Raw genomic sequence first — 16,918 nt, 5'->3', positions numbered from 1 at the left:
CCTATTGCCCCAGCCGTTCGATCAAAGCCGGTGCGTGCACCTGGTCGGCCTTGTAGTTGCCGGTGAGCGTGTACATCACGATGTTGGCGCCGGCGCGATAGGCGAATTCGCGCTGGCGGGTGTCGCCGCCGGTCACCGGCAGCATGGCCTGGCCGTCGGGCCGCACCGCCCAGGCGCCGGCAAGATCGTTCGAGGTGATGATGATCGGCGAGACGCCGTCGCCGCCGCGGGCCGGCCGCTGCGCGCTGTCGTCGTCCTCGTCGCGCGGCAGGGTCTCGACCCAGGTCTGGCCGGTGACGAAGCGGCCGGGGAAGTCGCGCAGCAGATAGAAGGTTTTGGTCAACACGTGCTCGCGCGGCACCGGCTCGAGCTCCGGCACGTCGAGCTGGGACAGAATCTCGCGCAGCGTCTGCATGCCCGGGGTCTGTGCCGCGCCGTTGGCGCCAGGCGGCGCCTCGATCGCATCGCGGGTGTCGAACAGCACGGTGCCGCCCTGCTTCATGTAGGCGTCGATCTTGTTGATGGCGTCCTGCGGCGGCTTGGGTGCGCCCGGCACGATCGGCCAATAGATCAGCGGGAAGAAGGCGAGCTCGTCGCGCGCGGGATCGATCCCGACGGGATCGCCGGCCTCGAGCGCGGTGCGCTGCGCCAGGAACAGCGTCAGCCCGTTCAGGCCGGCCTTGACGATGGAATCGACGTCGGCATTACCCGTGACGACATAGGCGAGGCGGGTCTGCGACGTCGCCTTCATCGCGAAATCGTCAGCGGCGCTGTCGGCGCGTGACGGCGCCGGGGAGAGCGAGGTGAGCAGCAGGCCAAGGACGATCATCGCGGGCGCGGCGCGGCGGCGCAGCAGCGCGGCGATTCCGCCGCCGAGCACCGCGACGATGATGGCGTCGATCAGGAACAGCGCGAGCGCCGTCGACAGCAACCAGCCGCGCAGGTCCCGCGGCTCGGCATTGGTGTAGGTGGCGTGCCGCGCGCGCAAGTTCGCGGTGTTGAGGGCCGCGATGCGGTCGGCGCTGGCAAGCGTGTTCACGGCGAGCGGTCCTTCTGCCGGGCCATAGAAGCCCGGCGGATGATCTGACGTGGCGCGGTCGCGATAGTCCGCGGGCAGCGGCTTTGCGGTCGCCGGCGGCGGGCCGAAGGCGCCGAAGCCGTCGAGCATGTGCAGCGGCGCCACCGTTTCGGTGGTCGCTTCGCTGGCAACGCCGGCGCCGGGCTTGGATGTGTAGCCGGACATGTCGACGACCCGCCGCAGCATTTCGACGAAGGTGCCCGACATCGGCAGATCCGACCAGCGCATGTCGGCGCTGACGTGGAACAGGCTGACGAGGCCCTTGCCGCGATGCTCGCCGGTCACCAGCGGCGTGCCGTCTTCCAGCGAGGCCCAGCTCTTGGTGGCGAGCACCGCGTCGGGCTCGGCCAGCACCTGGCGGTTCACGGTCACGTCCTTGGGCACCGCGACGCCCGCGAACGGGCCGTCGGCGGCGAAGGAGGCCAGATGTTGCGGCTTCTCCCAGGTCAGGCTGCCGCCGAGCGTGCGACCGCCCTTGCGCAGCTTCACCGGCACGAGGTCATCCTCGGCCTGCGCGAGGCGGGGCCCTGCGAACCGCACCAGGACGCCGCCTTGGTCGATCCAGGCATTGAGGCGCTCGCGCAGCTCAGGGGCGACGGTGCCGACATCGGCGAGGATGATCATCGGCAGCTTCTGGTCGAGAAACTGTGTGATGCCCTGCTGCGGCGAGCCCTTGTCGGCGAGCCGGACGTCGGCGAAAGGCGCCAGCGCGCGGGTGAGATAGAAGGTCGGCGCCAGCAACGGCTGCGCGGTCTCGCTGGTCGCGCCCGAGACGAGACCGATGGCGCGGCGGCGCCAGCGCTTGTCGAGTAGCTGCACCGCGCCGGCGGAGCGCTCGCCCGAGATCTCCAGCCGCGTGATGTCGTTGCGCAGCTCGACGGGCAGATCGAACGCGGCGTCGGTCTCCTTGTCCTGCGGGCCGAACGCATAACGGGCTTCGCCGATCGGCGAGGCCTTCTGGTCGAGCGCGCGCACGGTGCCCATGGCGATGCCGCTGTCGGTGCGCAGCACCTTCACCGTCATCCTGGCGGCGGCATTTTCGGCCGCGACGAGCGCCAGCGGCGAGGCGGTGCCGCCTTCGAAAATCGTCAGGCTGCGATCGCCGATCGTCTTGCCGAGGCTGCCTACGAACTCCTCGCCGCGGCCGGTGTCGACGCCGTCGGACAGCCAGGCGATCTCGCAGTCGCCGGTGGCTTTCAGGAAACGGTCGATCGCGGCGAGCGTGTCGACACGGTCGATCGAATAGGGTTTTGGCGCGAGCTGGCGCAGCGCGACGCGGGCGGCGCCCGCCGGCATCAGCGTGATGTCGCGGTTCGGCTCGGACAGCGGCACCAGTGCGATGGCGCGGCGGTCGTTGTCTGCGTTGGCGATCAGCTCGTCGGCGGCCCTGATCCTGACGTCCCAGTGCGAGGCGGCGCTCCAGCCGTCGTCGAACATGATCATCAGCGGCGCCTTGCTGCCGGCAACGCCGGTCTGCGGATTCCAGATCGGGCCGGCGGCTGCGAAGATGACGAGAGCTGCAGCCAGCAGACGCAATGCGGTCAGCCACCATGGCGTCCGCGACGGCGTCTCTTCCCTTGGCGCGATGTCGAACAACAGGCGCGTCGGCGGAAATTCGATGCGGCGCGGCCGCGGCGGCATCACGCGCAGCAGCCACCACAGCACCGGGAGGCTGACGAGGCCGATCAGCAGCAGCGGTTCGGTGAAGGCGAGCGGCAGTCCCATCATGCGGCCGGCCCCGCCTTGATCGTGGTGGTGCGGGCGCCCGACTTGCTCACCTGCATGCCGGCGTGCAGGAACAGCAGCAGCTCGGCAGCGGAGCGATCGGTCGCATGCGTCGTGAACAGCCAGTCGAGCTTGCCCGTCTCGGCGCGGATCTGGTCGCGGTGCAGCGCCAGCCGCGCGGTGTAATCCTGCGCCCAGCTCTCTGCGCGCCCGGCGGTGATCACGCCAAATCCTTCCGGCTCGACGAACTCGACGCGGCCGGAATAGGGGAACGATTCCTCGGCGGGATCGACGATCTGCACCAGCGTACCATGCGCGCCCGAGCCGGAGAGCCCTGCGAGCGTGGTCCTGATCTCGGAGATCGGCGACCAGAAATCCGACAGCACGATCGTCTCGGCCAGCGCTGCGGGCACGAAGGACGGCGGCAGGCTGAGCCGGTCGGCATCGTCATGCAGCATCGCCTGCGCCATCTTGTCGATCACGCTGCGGCTCGCCGTCGGCGCCATCAGCCCGGGAATGCCGACGCGCTCGCCGCCGGAGACCAGGAGCTCGGCCAGCGCGAAGGCAACGATCAGCGTCCGTTCGAGCTTGGACTCGCGCGCGGTCTTCGAGGCGAATGCCATCGAGGGCGAGCGATCCGGCCAGATCCACACCGTGTGCGAGGCTTCCCATTCGAGCTCGCGGACATAGAGATGGTCGTCGCGCGCCGAGCGCCGCCAGTCGACGTTCTGCGCCGGCTCGCCGGAGACGAAGCGGCGGTATTGCCAGAAATTCTCGCCGGAGCCGGCGCGGCGCCGGCCGTGCAGGCCGTGGATGACGTTGGCGGCGATACGGCGGGCCTCGAGCACCAGGCGCGGCAAGGAAGCTGCGAGCGTGCGGCTTTCGCCATCGGCACGTCGGATCGCGATGATCTCCTTCGCCGTGTGCCCGTTCTCCGCCGCCATCAACCGATCCGTGTCTTCAATTGCCGGATCACGTCCGGAATCGTGCGGCCTTCGGCGCGCGCCTGGAACGTCAGCGCCATGCGGTGCTTCAACACGGGCTCGGCGAGGTCGAGCACGTCGTCGACCGAGGGCGCGAGGCGCCCGTCGATCAGCGCACGCGCGCGCACCGCCAGCATCAGGGATTGACTGGCGCGCGGACCCGGGCCCCAGGCGATGAACTTGCCGGCTTCACCGGCATCGGGACCCGGACGGGCCGAGCGCACCAGCGACAGGATCGCCTCCACGACGGAATCGCCGACCGGCAGGCGCCGGATCAGCCGCTGCGCGGTGATCAGCGCATCCGCAGTCATCGATCCCTTCGCCAGCGTCTCCTCGGCGCCGGTGGTCTCGAACAGGATGCGGCGTTCGGCGTCGCGGTCGGGATAGTCGACGTCGATCTCCATCAGGAAGCGGTCGAGCTGCGCTTCGGGCAGCGGATAGGTGCCTTCCTGCTCCAGCGGGTTCTGCGTCGCGAGCACGTGGAAAGGCTTCGGCAGATCGTGGCGGGCGCCGGCGACGGTGATGTGCTGCTCCTGCATCGCCTGCAGCAGCGCAGACTGCGTGCGCGGCGAGGCGCGGTTGATCTCGTCGGCCATCAAGAGCTGCGCGAACACCGGACCTGAAATGAAGCGGAAGGCGCGCTTGCCGGCGGTGCTCTCGTCCAGCACTTCGGCGCCGAGAATGTCCGACGGCATCAAATCGGGCGTGAACTGGATGCGCTTGGCGTCGAGGCCGAGCGTGACGCCGAGCGTCTCGACCAGCTTGGTCTTGGCAAGGCCGGGCACGCCGATCAAGAGCGCGTGGCCGCCGGAGAGGATCGTGACCAGCGTGTTCTCGATCACGCGATCCTGGCCGAAGATGACGGATGCGATCGCCTCTTTCGCTGCGCGAATCTGGCCCGACACCTGCTCGGCCGAACGGACGATCCCGTCCTCGAGTTTCTCGACACTCTCCGCCATCCGTTTAGCTCCTTCAGCCCGCCATGCGGCTCGCCTGCATCGTCACGTGATCACATCAAATCAGGTCATCACGCCAGATCATGGGCCCTATGCTAGACTTGCAGGAAGGCCATGTATTCGTTGAATTAACCTATCCCCACCTTATCGGCTTCGGGTTATGTACGGCATCACGAAGTGGCGACCTCCCACACCGGACTAATCCGGGGTGGAACCGAACACCGAAATACAACGTAGACCTGCACCAATCGTGCCAAGGACAAAGTCAGGGCAAACCATGGCGAACCAAGGGCAGAGCGCCGATCGCGGTCTCGAGGGACTGACTGCCGCTGCCAAAACTGCTGCCAATGCCGAAGGCGCCAAAAAAGGCCTGCCGCCGGTGCATCTGTGGAATCCGCCGTTTTGCGGCGATCTCGACATCCGAATCGCCTCCGATGGTACTTGGTTCTACTTGGGCACGCCAATCGGCCGCCCGGCCCTGGTCCGGCTGTTCTCGACCATCCTCAAGCGCGAGGGCGACAAGCATTTCCTGGTCACGCCGGTGGAGAAGGTCGGCATCCGCGTCGACGACGCGCCGTTCATGGCGGTCGAGATGCTGACGCATGGCGAGGGCCGCCAGCGCGTGCTCAGCTTCCGCACCAATGTCGACGACTGGGTCATTTGCGATGCCGCGCACCGGCTGCGCTTCGAGCAGGCCAAGGACGGCGGGTTGACGCCGTATTTGCATGTCCGCGCCGATCTCTGGGCCAAGGTCACGCGGGCGCTCTATTACGATCTGGTTGACATGGGCGAGGAGCGGATGGTCGATGGCCAGCCGATGTTCGGCGTCGAATCATCAGGCGAATTCTTCGCCATGGCCGATGCGGAGCAGGTGAGGGCCGCGCTTTGAACAAGCCTATCCCCAGGAACGATCCCGCCATCATGGGCGCGGCGGATTTCTTCGCCCGCTCGAAGGCGAAGCTCGGCTTCGACGTGCCGCCCGGTCTCTACGATCCCAACATCATTCCAGCCTCCGGCGATCCCGGCACCGACAAGATGCTGGAGATCATCGCGCGCGAGCAGCCGGTGCGCCCCGCGGCGGTGCTGATCGCCGTTGTCGACCATCCCGAGCCGACCATTTTGCTGACGCAGCGCGCGGCGCATCTCAACGACCATGCCGGCCAGATCGCCTTTCCCGGCGGCAAGATCGACGCGACGGATTCTTCGCCGCTGGACGCGGCGCTGCGCGAGGCCGAGGAAGAGGTCGGGCTGTCCAGGGACTTCGTCGAGCCGCTCGGCTATCTCGATCTCTACGGCACCGGCTTCGGCTTCCGCATCCTGCCGACGGTCGCCAAGGTGCGGCCCGGCTTTTCGCTCACCATCAACCATTCCGAGGTTGATGACGCCTTCGAGGTGCCGCTATCCTTCCTGATGAACCCGGTGAACCATCAGGTGCACAGCAAGGAATTCCGCGGCATGGAGCGGTCCTACTACGCGATGCCGTTCGCGGAACGCTACATCTGGGGTGCGACGGCCGGGATGCTGCGTGTGCTGTATGAGCGGATCTATTCGTCATGATCCGGCCGGTTCTGACCGAGATCGGAATCTTCCTCATTCCCTTTGCCGTCTATGCGCTGTTCCTGGCCGCCACGCGCTCCGGCCTGTTCGCGCGCTCGTCCTGGCCGGTCACCGTCGTGGCGCGCCTCGTTCTGGCGGCGCTCGTGCTTGTCATCGCGGGGTTGATCGGCTTTGCGCACTTCTCCGGCGCCGCACCGGATTCGACCTACGTTCCCGCCCATATCGAGAACGGCAGGCTGGTGCCGGGCGTGGAAAAATAGGGACAGCACGATGAGCGCAGAGCCAATACTCGCCGATGCGCCCTGGCTGATCTCGGGCGGGACCGCGCGCGTCCTGCAATTGCTCAATGCCGACGGCGAGGAGGCGCGGGTGGTCGGCGGCGCGGTGCGCAACGCGCTGCTCGGTCTTCTGCCCGGCGACATCGATATCGCGACCACGGCCCGGCCGGAGGAGGTGATACGGCGCGCCAGGGCCGCCGGCATCAAGAGCGTGCCGACCGGCATCGAGCACGGCACCGTCACGCTGGTGATCGACAGCCACCCCTACGAAGTCACGACGCTGCGCGAGGACACCGAGACTTTCGGCCGCAAGGCCAAGGTCGCGTTTGGCCGCGACTGGGTGAAGGACGCCGAGCGGCGCGACTTCACCATGAACGGCCTGTCGGTCGATGCGAGGGGCGTCGTCTACGACCATGTCGGCGGCATCGCGGATGCCAAAGCGCGCCGCGTGCGCTTCATCGGCGATCCCGACCAGCGCATCGCCGAGGACTATTTGCGCATCCTGCGCTTCTTCCGCATCCATGCTGCCTTCGGCGCGGGCGATCCCGACCGCGACGGCACGCTTGCCTGCATCCGCGGCCGCGCCGGCCTTGCCAGCCTCTCGGCGGAGCGGGTGCGGATGGAGATGCTGAAGCTCTTGGTGGCGTCGGGCGCCTCCGCGGCCGCGCTGGCCATGGCCGACGGCGGCTTGCTGCAGGCACTGGTCGGCGGCGTCGTCTACACCGGACCGCTGGCGACGATGATCGCGATCGAGCGCGAACTCGGCCTTGCCGCGAGCAGCACGCGGCGCCTCGCGGCGCTGACTGTCGCCGTGACCGAAGATGCCAAGCGCGTCGCCACGCGCTTGCGGCTGTCCAATGCCGAGACCAAGGCGCTGGATTCGATGGGCCACCGCTGGTGGCGCTTCGCGACCAAGGACGAGGCCAATGCGCGGCGGTTGCTCTACCGGCTCGGGCCTGAGCGCTATCACGATCGTGTGCTGCTGGGATGGGCGCGCGCCGGCGGCGACGTCGCCTCGATGCGCTGGCGCGCGCTCGCCGAGCTGCCGCAGCGCTGGACTGCACCGAAATTTCCGCTGAAGGCCGCCGACTTCATCGCGCGCGGAATGGCGGAAGGACCCGGGCTCGGGCACGTGTTGACGCTCGCCGAGGACGCTTGGCTTGCGGCGGATTTTCCCCTGGATGAGGCCGCGCTCGCTGCCATTGCCGATCAAGCTGCGGCCCGCATCAGCCGCGACGAGAGAACGTGACCATCGTCCCGCCGATCATGTGTCGCCTTGGTTCATTCCCATGCGATATTGCGTCGGTGAGCAGCCGAACTGGGCGCGGAAGCGGCGATTGAAGTAAGTCACTTCATTGAAGCCGCAGGCGAAGGCGATGTCACTCACCTTTGTGCTGTCGTAGCGAACGTCCGACAGCATCGCCCTTGCCTTGCGCAGGCGCAGTTCAAGGACACGCTCGGAGAATGTCGAGCCGCTTTCAAGCAGCAGGTCGCTCACATAGCGACGCGACAGGTTGAGGGCGTTCGCGATGGTCGTGATCGACAGGGACGGCTCGGCGAAACGCTTCTCGATGACCGCGATCAGCTCGCGCTGCCGCGCGGCGCGCAAGCCGCGTTCCGTAGCAATCTCCGCGACCTCGCCGCGCGCGCCGAGCGCCAGCACGATCAGATCCCCGAGCATGGCCTGCGCGTGACGTGTCAACTCCTGGTCTTCGCAGACCTCGTCGGCATCAAGGAGAAAACCGATGGCGCGATCGAGATGTCTTACCGCCGGATTGGCGGGGTCGAGCAACGTTGCCGGACGATTATCGGCATGCGGAACGAGCTTCAGAATATGCGCACGAGGTATGGACGCCAGATTCCAGGCCGTCAGCCCGTTTGTGAAGCTCGAGACCGGTTGGGCGACGTTGAAGGCGACCACGCTTCCCTGTTTCAGCTCGACGCCCTGGTTTCCCACCGTCCATAATTGCGGTTGGGGGCTGCGATAAAAGCCGACGAGAATATCGTCGCGATCATTGGCCACATGCTTGCGCGTGCGCACGTAGTGCCCGGTCGTCGTGGCAAACCGGCTGACGCTCAACTCGCCGAGCAGAACATTCTTCGACGCGGTATAGAACGGCGTATCCTCGGCATGCTTCATGTCCGCGTTGCCGAGCTGCTCCATCCATATGTCGTGCCAAAGGCGGAATCGGGCTCTGTCATTCAGATGTGATGGAAGCTGGTCCGATGAAAATTCAATCTTCGGCATGTCCGTCCAAAATCCTCGCGCTCCGGTTCCACTCGTATCATGATCGCCGCGCGAAAGGCATCCACCCGCTTTCCCACCGCGGTGATGCAAAAGCGGTCAGCCGTGCATCTCAGGTCAAGTTGAGCGCCGGACAGGTCAAGTCTGCGGCTGCCGACCGTTGCGCCGAAACAACATTCGCCGGCGATCGTGCTGCCGTACCGTTTCGATCAACTCCGGCACCTTCGCGGACAAGACGGCCCGGGCACGACCCGGTAGGGATTCCGAGCGAGGGACTTGCTGGGAATGCCGAACATGAGAAAATTGATCGCGGCCGGATTTGCCGTTTCAACCATGATGCTGTCGCCGGCATCGGCTGCCGACTTGATGGTGAAAGCAAAGCCCGTCCCGATCTATGACTGGACCGGATTTTACGCCGGTGTGAACGTCGGCTATGGCTGGGCCGATCGCGATCTGGGTTTTTCCCCGAACGATGACGCTACCCGGCTCTGGTCTGCCTTTGACGGCATCCCGCCACCAACGTCGTTCAACACGTCGGGTGCGCTCGGCGGATTGCAGTTCGGCTACAACCGACAGCTCGGCGCGGGCTGGCTTGTCGGCCTCGAGGCCGATTTCGCCTGGTCCGGCATCAAGGGCTCAGGCATCAGTTCCGGCGCCTTGCCCCCGGTGCCCATTCCAGGTCCATACTCGGCACCCTTCGACGAGCGGATCGACTGGTTCGGCACGGTGCGAGCCCGCCTCGGCTACCTGCCGACCAGCACGCTGTTGACCTATGTCACCGGGGGTCTGGCCTATGGGCAGGTCACGCGCAGCGGGAGTTATATCAACAATAGCACCGTTGGCTTCACGGCCAATGGACTGCCGGACAACAGCGGCTTCACATGCGCGAGCGGCGCTACCTGCTTTTCCGGCGTGTCGCGCGACGTAACCGCGGGTTGGACGGTGGGCGGTGGATTTGAATACGCTCTCGGAGAGCGCATAACCCTCAAGGCCGAATATCTCTATGTAAGCCTTGCGGGAACGAAAATCACCGAAAGGGCCCTGGCGGTCTTCGTTCCCGGCGATACGCCGGCCTCGATCAGCGCCAATGTCGGCCGCGCTAACTTCAACACCGCGCGCGTCGGTCTCAACTATCGCTTCTAGAGCCTGTTCGATTCCAATTGAACCAGAGCCCGGCTCCTTGCGTCCTTCCCCGTCGTCGCGAAGCAAAAGAAGCGATCGCAGGCGCAGACCCGCCCGCGATCGTCGGCCGCTCAAGATGTGTTGACATTGGCCGAGGAGAGGACGCTTGGCTTGCAGCGGATTTTCCTCTAGATGAAGCCGCACTCGCTGCCATTGCCGATCAAGCTGCGGCCCGCATCAGCCGCGACGAGAGAACGTGACCATCGTCTCAGCCTTCGCCGACATCTCGATCTTTCAGCTTCTGCTGGTCGCTTTGATGGCGTTGTTCGCTTCGATCATCGGTGGTCTCGCCGGCTACGGCACCGGCGCCTTGATGCCGCTGGTGCTGGTGCCTCTGGTCGGCGCCGAGCCGGTGGTGCCGATCATCGCGATCTCTGCGATGCTCACCAATTCGAGCCGTGCACTCGCCTATATCAGGTATGCCGACCGCCGCCGCGCGCTGATCGTGCTGGCCTGCGCGGCGCTGACGACCGCGCTCGGCGCCTACGGCTATACGCGCCTCACCAATGCCGGTGCAGCCCTCGTGATCGGCACCATGCTGATCCTCAGCGTGCCGCTGCGCCGCGTGCTCCGTCGCCGACAGGTGCGGATCGGCGACGGCGGCCTTGCCGCGGGCTCGGTCGGCTACGGCGTGCTGGTCGGCGGCACCTCCGGCTCCGGCGTGATCCTGCTGTCGCTGCTGATGGCCGCCGGCTTGGAAGGGGCCGCGGTCATCGCGACCGATGCGATGATCTCGCTCGGCACCGGCCTCATCAAGATCTCGGTGTTCGGCCTCGCCGGCGCCGTCTCCGCGCAGGTGCTCGCTTTCGCGCTGCTGATCGGAGCCATCGCGATCCCCGGCGCGTTCCTGGCAAAAGCCTTCGTCGAACGGATGCCGCTTCACATCCACACCGCGATCCTGGATGTGGCGGTGATCACAGGCGGGCTGGTGATGATCTCGGCGGCGGCGCGGCAGCTCGTCGCGTAGATGGGTCGCGCGGCATCAGCGACGCAAACAACAGCGTCCAGAAGGTCAGCGCACAGATCGGGATCGTATAGTACTGGGTAAAGATCGGGTGAGTGATGAAGAAGCTCAAATTGATCGCAAGCCCGCTTCCGAGCAGAAGCGCAAGACGGCTCTGACCCCGACGCCAGATCCACACTGTCCAAGCAGCGGAAAGAAGAATGAAAAGCGACTGCGGGTCACCGAGATAGGATCGAATGGTCTCACCGTCGAATGAAGGAGGAACCGTATCGCCGTCGCTGTAGGTGGTCGAGAAGGGACTGCCCGCGTTGATGGCGTTGGCCGCGAGGGTCGGGCTCATGCCGATCACGAGCGCGACGGCGAACAGCGCTCCCTCAAGAAATTGCGTGGCCCTGGTCGTCGCCAGGAATGCGATCAGCAGATAGGTGCAATAGCCGGCCGACAGAAGAAAGTTCGGCACCCGCATATTGACCGCGATGCCGATCAAAAGGCCGATGACCAGAATGAGAAGCATCCTCGGCTTTTGCCGTTCCTCGACGAACAACCTGGCCGTCAGCCATCCGGCTGCGGCGCACAGCACCATGGTCGGCGCAATCGAGTAACTCGCCTTGACCGGATTGATCATCACGTAGATGGCGACAAAGCCAAAGACGGTCGCAATGGCCAGTTGCGCTCTCGATCGCGACAGCCAGATCGCAGCACAGGCAAACAGGAAAATGATCAGCGTGCAGGTGACATAAAGCGGCACGACCTGATGGCCGGAAGGGAACAGCGCCAGCACCAGGCCCGTGCCCGGAGGGTATTGCAGGACCAGCTTGCCGGTCGCGGGCATCGCCGTGTGGCACACCGGACCCTGGCCATCGACCCAGGTCGGCAGCTTCTTCATCTTCGCGACGAAATAGCCATCGTCATCCCGCGCGAAGCTCGTGTCGAGGCCGGCGACACCAAAGCGCTGGAATAGATGCGCTTGCCTGAGGTAGCAGATGTCGTCATTGACGCCGCGGTCCTCGGACCATCGCGACATCGAGAGCAGGTGGCTGGCAAGGATCGCGGCGCAGAGCAGGACACCGATGGCCTTGCCGAGGCGCAGCGAGCTTGCAGACCGGGTCACGGCAGCTTGTCCTGCGTGATGACGGTGAGGCCATGCGGGCCTCCAATGCCCTGCGCGCGCGCTTGCGGAATGAAGGCGGTGGACTTGCCTGGCTCTTCGCCGTCATGCCCGCGCCGTTCGATCGCATCGACGACGAACAGGGGCCTCTCCTTGCTGCTTAGATAGATCCTGCCGACATATTCGCCGATGATGCTGAGCGAGACGAGCTGGAAGAGCGAGGCCAGAATCGTCGAGATCATCAGGCTGGTCCAGCCCGGCACGACCTCCAGATACATCCAGGAATAGAGCGAATAGCCGGCGACGATCAGCAGGACGACGAACATGCCGAGCGCCGCAAGCGAGGAGAACCGCAGCAACACCATGGAATAGCCGAGAAAGGCGTCGGTCGCGAAGGCGAGCATCTTGCGGAGCGGGTATTTGGTCCGCCCTGCAAAGCGTTCCTGCCGGTCATAGACGAACGGCACCTGCCTGAAACCGAGTGAAGCGACCATGCCGCGGATGAACCTGTCCCGCTCCGGCATCCGCGCAACGAGGTCGGCAACGCGGCGGGACATCAGCCGGAAGTCGCCGGTATCCCTGGGGATGATGACGTCGGTGGTGCGCTCGAGCAGCCGATAGAACAGGCTGGCGGACTTCTTCTTGAACCAGCCCTCGCCGGCTCGGCTACGCCTTTGGCCGTAGACCACATCGGCGCGGGTCTCCCGCATGCGCTCCAGCATCGGGCCGACCAGCTCCGGCGGGTCCTGGAGATCGGCATCGATGACCAGAACCACGCTGCCATTCACGGCGGCGAGGCCTGCGGTGAGTGCGATCTGATGCCCGAAATTCCGCGAAAGCCGGATGCCCGTAACCCGGGTGCACTTGGCGATCTCGTTGCGGATCGTGTCCCATGTGGCGTCGGTCGAGCCGTCGTCGATCAGAATGATCTCGTAGTCATCGCCGAAGACGGCCGCTGCGCTGGCGCGGCAGCGCTCGACCAGATGAGCAATTCCATCTTGCTCGTTGAAGCAGGGCACCACGATCGACAGCAACGGCGGGCTGATACCGTCAGACGAGGTCGTGAGCGATGCGTGTGTCATGGACAATCTGCCTCAGGGCGATGAGCGCATCGCTGTCGGATCCAAACCGTTGATGATCTGAATGCCCTCGCAGGCAGGGTCAGGACGCGTGTAGAGTCCGATGCCGAAGCAGCCGCCGGCACGCTTCTCCCATGCCTCGGCGAGCGGCGTGAGGGTGCTGGTCCGCGCCGTCTCCATTTTCATCGCCTGCTGCTGAAGGTTCTCCAGCAGGGGACCGCGTGCGTGTTCGTTCCGATGGTAGCGAACCGAAATGGTGTTCTGCACGCCGAGCGCCGTCAGGAATTGCTGGAGCGAGTGGATGCCCTCAAAAGCGAGTGGTCCTCCAGCCTCTATGATGATGGGACGTTCAGGCGCCGCCTTCGCGAGCTGGGCGAGCCTTTGTACGTCGGTGAAGAACGCCTGGCTTGTTTCGATATTCCGTTTGACGGCGGAGGCGAGCGCCGGGGGCTGGCCGAGATGGCTCGTCACCAGGAAGAAGACCACGAAGAAGGCGGCGGCGCACAGCGCATGATCCACGGTCCGCTTCGGGTAACGAGGGCCCAATTTGTAAACGATCTCGGCAATCAGGATGCATGCCGTGAGCGGGATCAGCAGCATCGCCGGAAAATCGTAGCGGTTGTTGTGCGGAAACAGCATGCGATAGAGCCCGCACTGGGCGGCATACATGGCGATCAGGAACGCATAGGCGGCGAACGCCGGCCCCGATTCCAGAACCCGCTGCTTCCAGCTGCGGGCCGGTATCACCTTGAGCAATTGAAGGACGGCGATCGGCAGGACCCATACCCACCAGGTGCGCGCAACGCCGTCGATCAGGCCGAGCAGCGCGTAGCGCACCGTGACGATCGGTCCGGCGGATCGGCCGTAATAGTCCGCACCGGCCGAGCGCATCTCCCGAACGACGACGACGCCGATGGCCACAATAGAGGCCGTGAGCAGCAGGCCAAGCGCAGCGACAAGCGACAGGGGCAGGCGGCGGGTGATCACCGCATAGCCAAGGACAAAAGCCGGCAGGCCGGCGGCGACCGGGACGAAGGTTTCCTTGAGACCCGCGAGGACAATGGCAAACAGGGTGAGCGCGACGGCTGCGCAGAGCCTCACCCTGCGCCCTTCGGCAAACAGGATGGCGTCGGCTGCGAACAGCATCAGCCCGAGACAGGCCGTGCCGAAGATCTCCGAAGGCCCCAGCCGCGACCAGATATCGGCCCACATGGGCAGGACTGCGATGGCCGCGGTCAAGGCGCCGCTGAGCCACACGCCGATGAAGCGCACAAGTCCCCACCAGATCGAAGCCAGGAAGATGGCGAAGCAGGCGCTGTTAACCAGGTACCAGAGATGGACATCCGCGCCGAGCAACGAGGTTTCGGTGAGCTTCAGGATGTAGAAGGTCGGGCGAAAACGGCCCTGCAGCTGACCGACCTCGGTCTTGGTGATCAGCGTTTCCCAGATCTCGCCAAAGGGCAGCCGCAGATCGGATCCTAGGTAGGTGAAGACCTCATGGTCGTCGATCAATCCCCAATTCGCCTGGGTGATCTGCCGGCCTGTCAGCGCCAAGGAAAAAGCGCAGGCCAGTACTGCAACTGCGAAGAACTGATGAACACGACCAGTCGGAAAGAGCAGCCGCTCAGCTGTTGATTTCATCTCAATAAAAAAATTGTGCGCTATAAATCTACGATTGGTCGTACCCTAGGGGCTGCACGCTTGCAAGTCGCGCCCTCTGGAAAAGCAGGGCAATCGCATAAGGAAACGATCTTGCTGTGGCCGTCCCGCGGGGACCGCCGTTGGCGGCCTCAGGGGAGGGCCGAGTGCGTTGCAGCAGTTTCGACGAGCACCGATGCCGGCTGAGCCGAAGCGAACCAGCTTAGCTCTTTCCGAACCAGGCCGTGACCGTCGCCGGGCACCGCGCGCGGGCAACTGCGTCATCGGATCGCAACAGCGATTGTGAAGCACTTCACAACACGCCCTAAGGCCCGGGGCGTAGGCTCAGCTTTATTGAACGTGTTGCGGATGCGCTGGCGTCCTTCGGTTCTCGCCCGGGCGTAACCATGAAAGCCGGCAAAAGCCGCGCCGGCGAACATTGCATAGTGTGAGGGACTTTGAATGAGCACATCGGCGGATCGTCAGCGGATGGCAGCCGCCATTCTCAGCTTCGAAGCCCGGCGCGACAAGCAGGGACGACTCACGATCTACAAGCTGCCGGCCGACGACGGTGGTGGAGCGTATGAAGTCGCCGGCATCAACGAACGTTTCCACCCTGAAGAAGCACGGATGCTCGCCGATCTGGTCGAGGCGGGGCACTTTCAAGAGGCGGAACGGGCGGCCTGCGAAATCATAGCCACTTACACCGACGGCGTGTCGAGCTGGTCGAGACAGCCGGCGATCGAATGCTACTTGCGCGATTGCTGCTTCAACCGAGGCCCGCGTGGTGCTGCGCGAATACTCCAGAGAGCATTGGACGTTCCCGATAATGGCGTGATCGATGACGCAGGACGAGCACGTGTTGCCGCTCGCGAGGACGACACGTTGGAGCTTCTGCAAGACCTGCGCGCTGCCCGCGAACAGTACGAGCGCGATGTCGCCAAGCGCAGTGAGAGCAGCAAGTTCTGGAAGGGCTTGGTCAATCGCTGGAATAACGCATTGAACGTCGCAAAGAGTTTTATCACCAGCTCAGAGGAGGTTGTCGTGACCGACACGCAGATCGAAAGCCCCGGGATTCAGCCGCAGCCTCGCGGCTTCAGCGCAACACGAGCCGCAACCAGTGCAATGGTGTCGGGCGGAGGTGCAGGCGCTGCACCGGAGGTCGTGCCGATCGCGGAGACGCCGGCTTCGTCGCCGGGTGAATCGACGCGGCCCATCGCTTTGCGGGCGCTTCGGCTTGGCTCGCAGGGACCGCTCGTGAAGGCCTGGCAAAGCTTTCTGCAGGGCCAGCATCTCGATCCCGGTGGCTTCGACGGAGAGTTCGGTGACAAGACCCAGGCGGCGACGAGTGCGTTTCAGGCCGCAAACGGACTGACGAGCGACGGCGTCGCAGGTCGCCAGACCATCATGAAAGCCATGCAACTCGGATTCGAGCTCATTGAAGAGCCCGCTTCCGACATGACGGGTTCAAACTTCCCGCCGCGACCGGATTTTCCGCCGCTCGAAAACACCGCGGCAAGGCAGGCGGTTTTCGGAGCGTTCAACTTCGTCTCGGAGCCCCGTCCGGACAACCGCGAGAACATCCGAATCCTCGGGACCTGGACCAGGGACAACATCGTGAGCGTTCCGATCCCGCAATTGCGGAAGGCATTGGGATCGCACGCGCCTGCTTCCATGCAGTTCCACAAGCTCGCCGCGGCACAGCTGAAGGCGCTTTGGGAGGAGTGGGAGCGCGAGAATCTGCTGGATCGGATCCTGTCCTATGACGGAGCCTTCGTGCCTCGCTTCATCCGGGGATCGACGACGCAATTGAGCAACCACGCTTTCGGAAGCGCGTTCGACATCAACGCCGACGAGAATCCGTTGGGAGCCCGACCAGCGCTCGTGGGCACGCGCGGAGCGGTCCGGGAGTTGGTCCCGATCGCAAACAAGCATGGATTCTATTGGGGCGGACATTTCGGAAGCCGCGCCGACGGCATGCATTTCGAAATCGCCTTCATCCAATAGGCGAACGAACTCGCGTCGCGTGAGGCGACCATCGCAAGCGACCGGATCGGTCGGGCCGAGTCACTCGGCCCGATAGGTCATCTTGTGCTCTAAGAGGGACGTCCGACGTGCTGGAGCT

The 16,918-nt window shown here is 65.0% G+C and carries 14 protein-coding genes; 7 read left to right on the top strand and 7 right to left on the bottom strand.

The features are described 5' to 3' along the window. Position 1 precedes the first annotated feature (1 nt). The 3 genes from SE92_RS15820 to SE92_RS15810 are packed head-to-tail and all read right to left on the bottom strand — an operon-like array spanning position 2 to position 4,745. Positions 2 to 2,806 carry a DUF4159 domain-containing protein gene (locus SE92_RS15820; RefSeq protein WP_063196597.1) on the bottom strand — a complete coding sequence of 935 codons (2,805 nt, stop codon included), beginning with the start codon at positions 2,804 to 2,806 and terminating at the stop codon, positions 2 to 4. Next, positions 2,803 to 3,747, bottom strand: a complete 945-nt coding sequence (locus SE92_RS15815) for a DUF58 domain-containing protein (RefSeq protein WP_063196596.1) — start codon at positions 3,745 to 3,747, stop codon at positions 2,803 to 2,805. The genes SE92_RS15820 and SE92_RS15815 overlap by 4 nt, the downstream gene beginning before the upstream one ends. Next, on the bottom strand, positions 3,747 to 4,745 hold the full coding sequence (locus SE92_RS15810) for an AAA family ATPase (RefSeq protein ID WP_063196595.1): 999 nt from the start codon (positions 4,743 to 4,745) through the stop codon (positions 3,747 to 3,749). The genes SE92_RS15815 and SE92_RS15810 overlap by 1 nt, the downstream gene beginning before the upstream one ends. A 274-nt stretch (positions 4,746 to 5,019) precedes the next feature. Between SE92_RS15810 and SE92_RS15805 the strand changes: the two genes are divergently transcribed. The 4 genes from SE92_RS15805 to SE92_RS15790 are packed head-to-tail and all read left to right on the top strand — an operon-like array spanning position 5,020 to position 7,826. After that, complete coding sequence (locus SE92_RS15805; RefSeq protein ID WP_063196594.1) at positions 5,020 to 5,631, top strand: DUF1285 domain-containing protein; 612 nt, start codon at positions 5,020 to 5,022, stop codon at positions 5,629 to 5,631. Further along, complete coding sequence (locus tag SE92_RS15800) at positions 5,628 to 6,299, top strand: CoA pyrophosphatase (protein WP_063196593.1); 672 nt, start codon at positions 5,628 to 5,630, stop codon at positions 6,297 to 6,299. The genes SE92_RS15805 and SE92_RS15800 overlap by 4 nt, the downstream gene beginning before the upstream one ends. Beyond that, complete coding sequence (locus SE92_RS15795; RefSeq protein ID WP_014497409.1) at positions 6,296 to 6,559, top strand: DUF6111 family protein; 264 nt, start codon at positions 6,296 to 6,298, stop codon at positions 6,557 to 6,559. The genes SE92_RS15800 and SE92_RS15795 overlap by 4 nt, the downstream gene beginning before the upstream one ends. A gap of 10 nt (positions 6,560 to 6,569) precedes the next feature. Continuing rightward, a complete protein-coding gene (locus SE92_RS15790; protein ID WP_063196592.1) occupies positions 6,570 to 7,826 on the top strand; it encodes a CCA tRNA nucleotidyltransferase in 1,257 nt (418 codons plus the stop codon). A gap of 15 nt (positions 7,827 to 7,841) precedes the next feature. Here the strand turns inward: SE92_RS15790 and SE92_RS15785 are convergent, their stop codons facing one another. Next, positions 7,842 to 8,825, bottom strand: coding sequence for an AraC family transcriptional regulator (locus SE92_RS15785; RefSeq protein ID WP_084251823.1), 984 nt, complete (start codon positions 8,823 to 8,825; stop codon positions 7,842 to 7,844). Positions 8,826 to 9,116: 291 nt separating this feature from the next. On the opposite strand from SE92_RS15785, the gene SE92_RS15780 reads away from it, so the two are divergent. Together SE92_RS15780 and SE92_RS15775 are read left to right on the top strand one after the other, a co-directional pair. Beyond that, positions 9,117 to 9,965: an outer membrane protein gene (locus tag SE92_RS15780; RefSeq protein WP_063921256.1), complete on the top strand. Its 849-nt coding sequence runs from the start codon at positions 9,117 to 9,119 to the stop codon at positions 9,963 to 9,965. 235 nt (positions 9,966 to 10,200) lie between these two features. After that, complete coding sequence (locus SE92_RS15775; protein WP_063196589.1) at positions 10,201 to 10,971, top strand: sulfite exporter TauE/SafE family protein; 771 nt, start codon at positions 10,201 to 10,203, stop codon at positions 10,969 to 10,971. On the opposite strand, the gene SE92_RS15770 is transcribed toward SE92_RS15775, so the two are convergent. The 3 genes from SE92_RS15770 to SE92_RS15760 form a co-directional block, all read right to left on the bottom strand. Beyond that, positions 10,919 to 11,854 carry a hypothetical protein gene (locus SE92_RS15770; protein WP_198172651.1) on the bottom strand — a complete coding sequence of 312 codons (936 nt, stop codon included), beginning with the start codon at positions 11,852 to 11,854 and terminating at the stop codon, positions 10,919 to 10,921. The two genes, SE92_RS15775 and SE92_RS15770, sit on opposite strands and share 53 nt — an antisense overlap. A 221-nt stretch (positions 11,855 to 12,075) precedes the next feature. Next, positions 12,076 to 13,158 (bottom strand): glycosyltransferase family 2 protein, encoded by a 1,083-nt coding sequence (locus tag SE92_RS15765; RefSeq protein WP_063921217.1) that lies wholly within the window; start codon positions 13,156 to 13,158, stop codon positions 12,076 to 12,078. 12 nt (positions 13,159 to 13,170) lie between these two features. Further along, positions 13,171 to 14,796 (bottom strand): hypothetical protein, encoded by a 1,626-nt coding sequence (locus SE92_RS15760; protein ID WP_198172649.1) that lies wholly within the window; start codon positions 14,794 to 14,796, stop codon positions 13,171 to 13,173. Positions 14,797 to 15,255: 459 nt separating this feature from the next. Here SE92_RS15760 and SE92_RS15755 point away from each other — a divergent pair, with 459 nt between their 5' ends. Further along, positions 15,256 to 16,800 carry a M15 family metallopeptidase gene (locus SE92_RS15755; protein WP_084251821.1) on the top strand — a complete coding sequence of 515 codons (1,545 nt, stop codon included), beginning with the start codon at positions 15,256 to 15,258 and terminating at the stop codon, positions 16,798 to 16,800. The last annotated feature ends 118 nt before the right edge of the window (positions 16,801 to 16,918 follow it).

Origin of the sequence: Bradyrhizobium sp. AT1 (assembly GCF_001590795.1) — a bacterium.
Classification (GTDB): Bacteria; Pseudomonadota; Alphaproteobacteria; order Rhizobiales; family Xanthobacteraceae; genus Bradyrhizobium.
The sequence above is the reverse complement of the archived record's forward strand: the minus strand, read 5'-3'. Positions and strand labels throughout refer to the sequence as shown.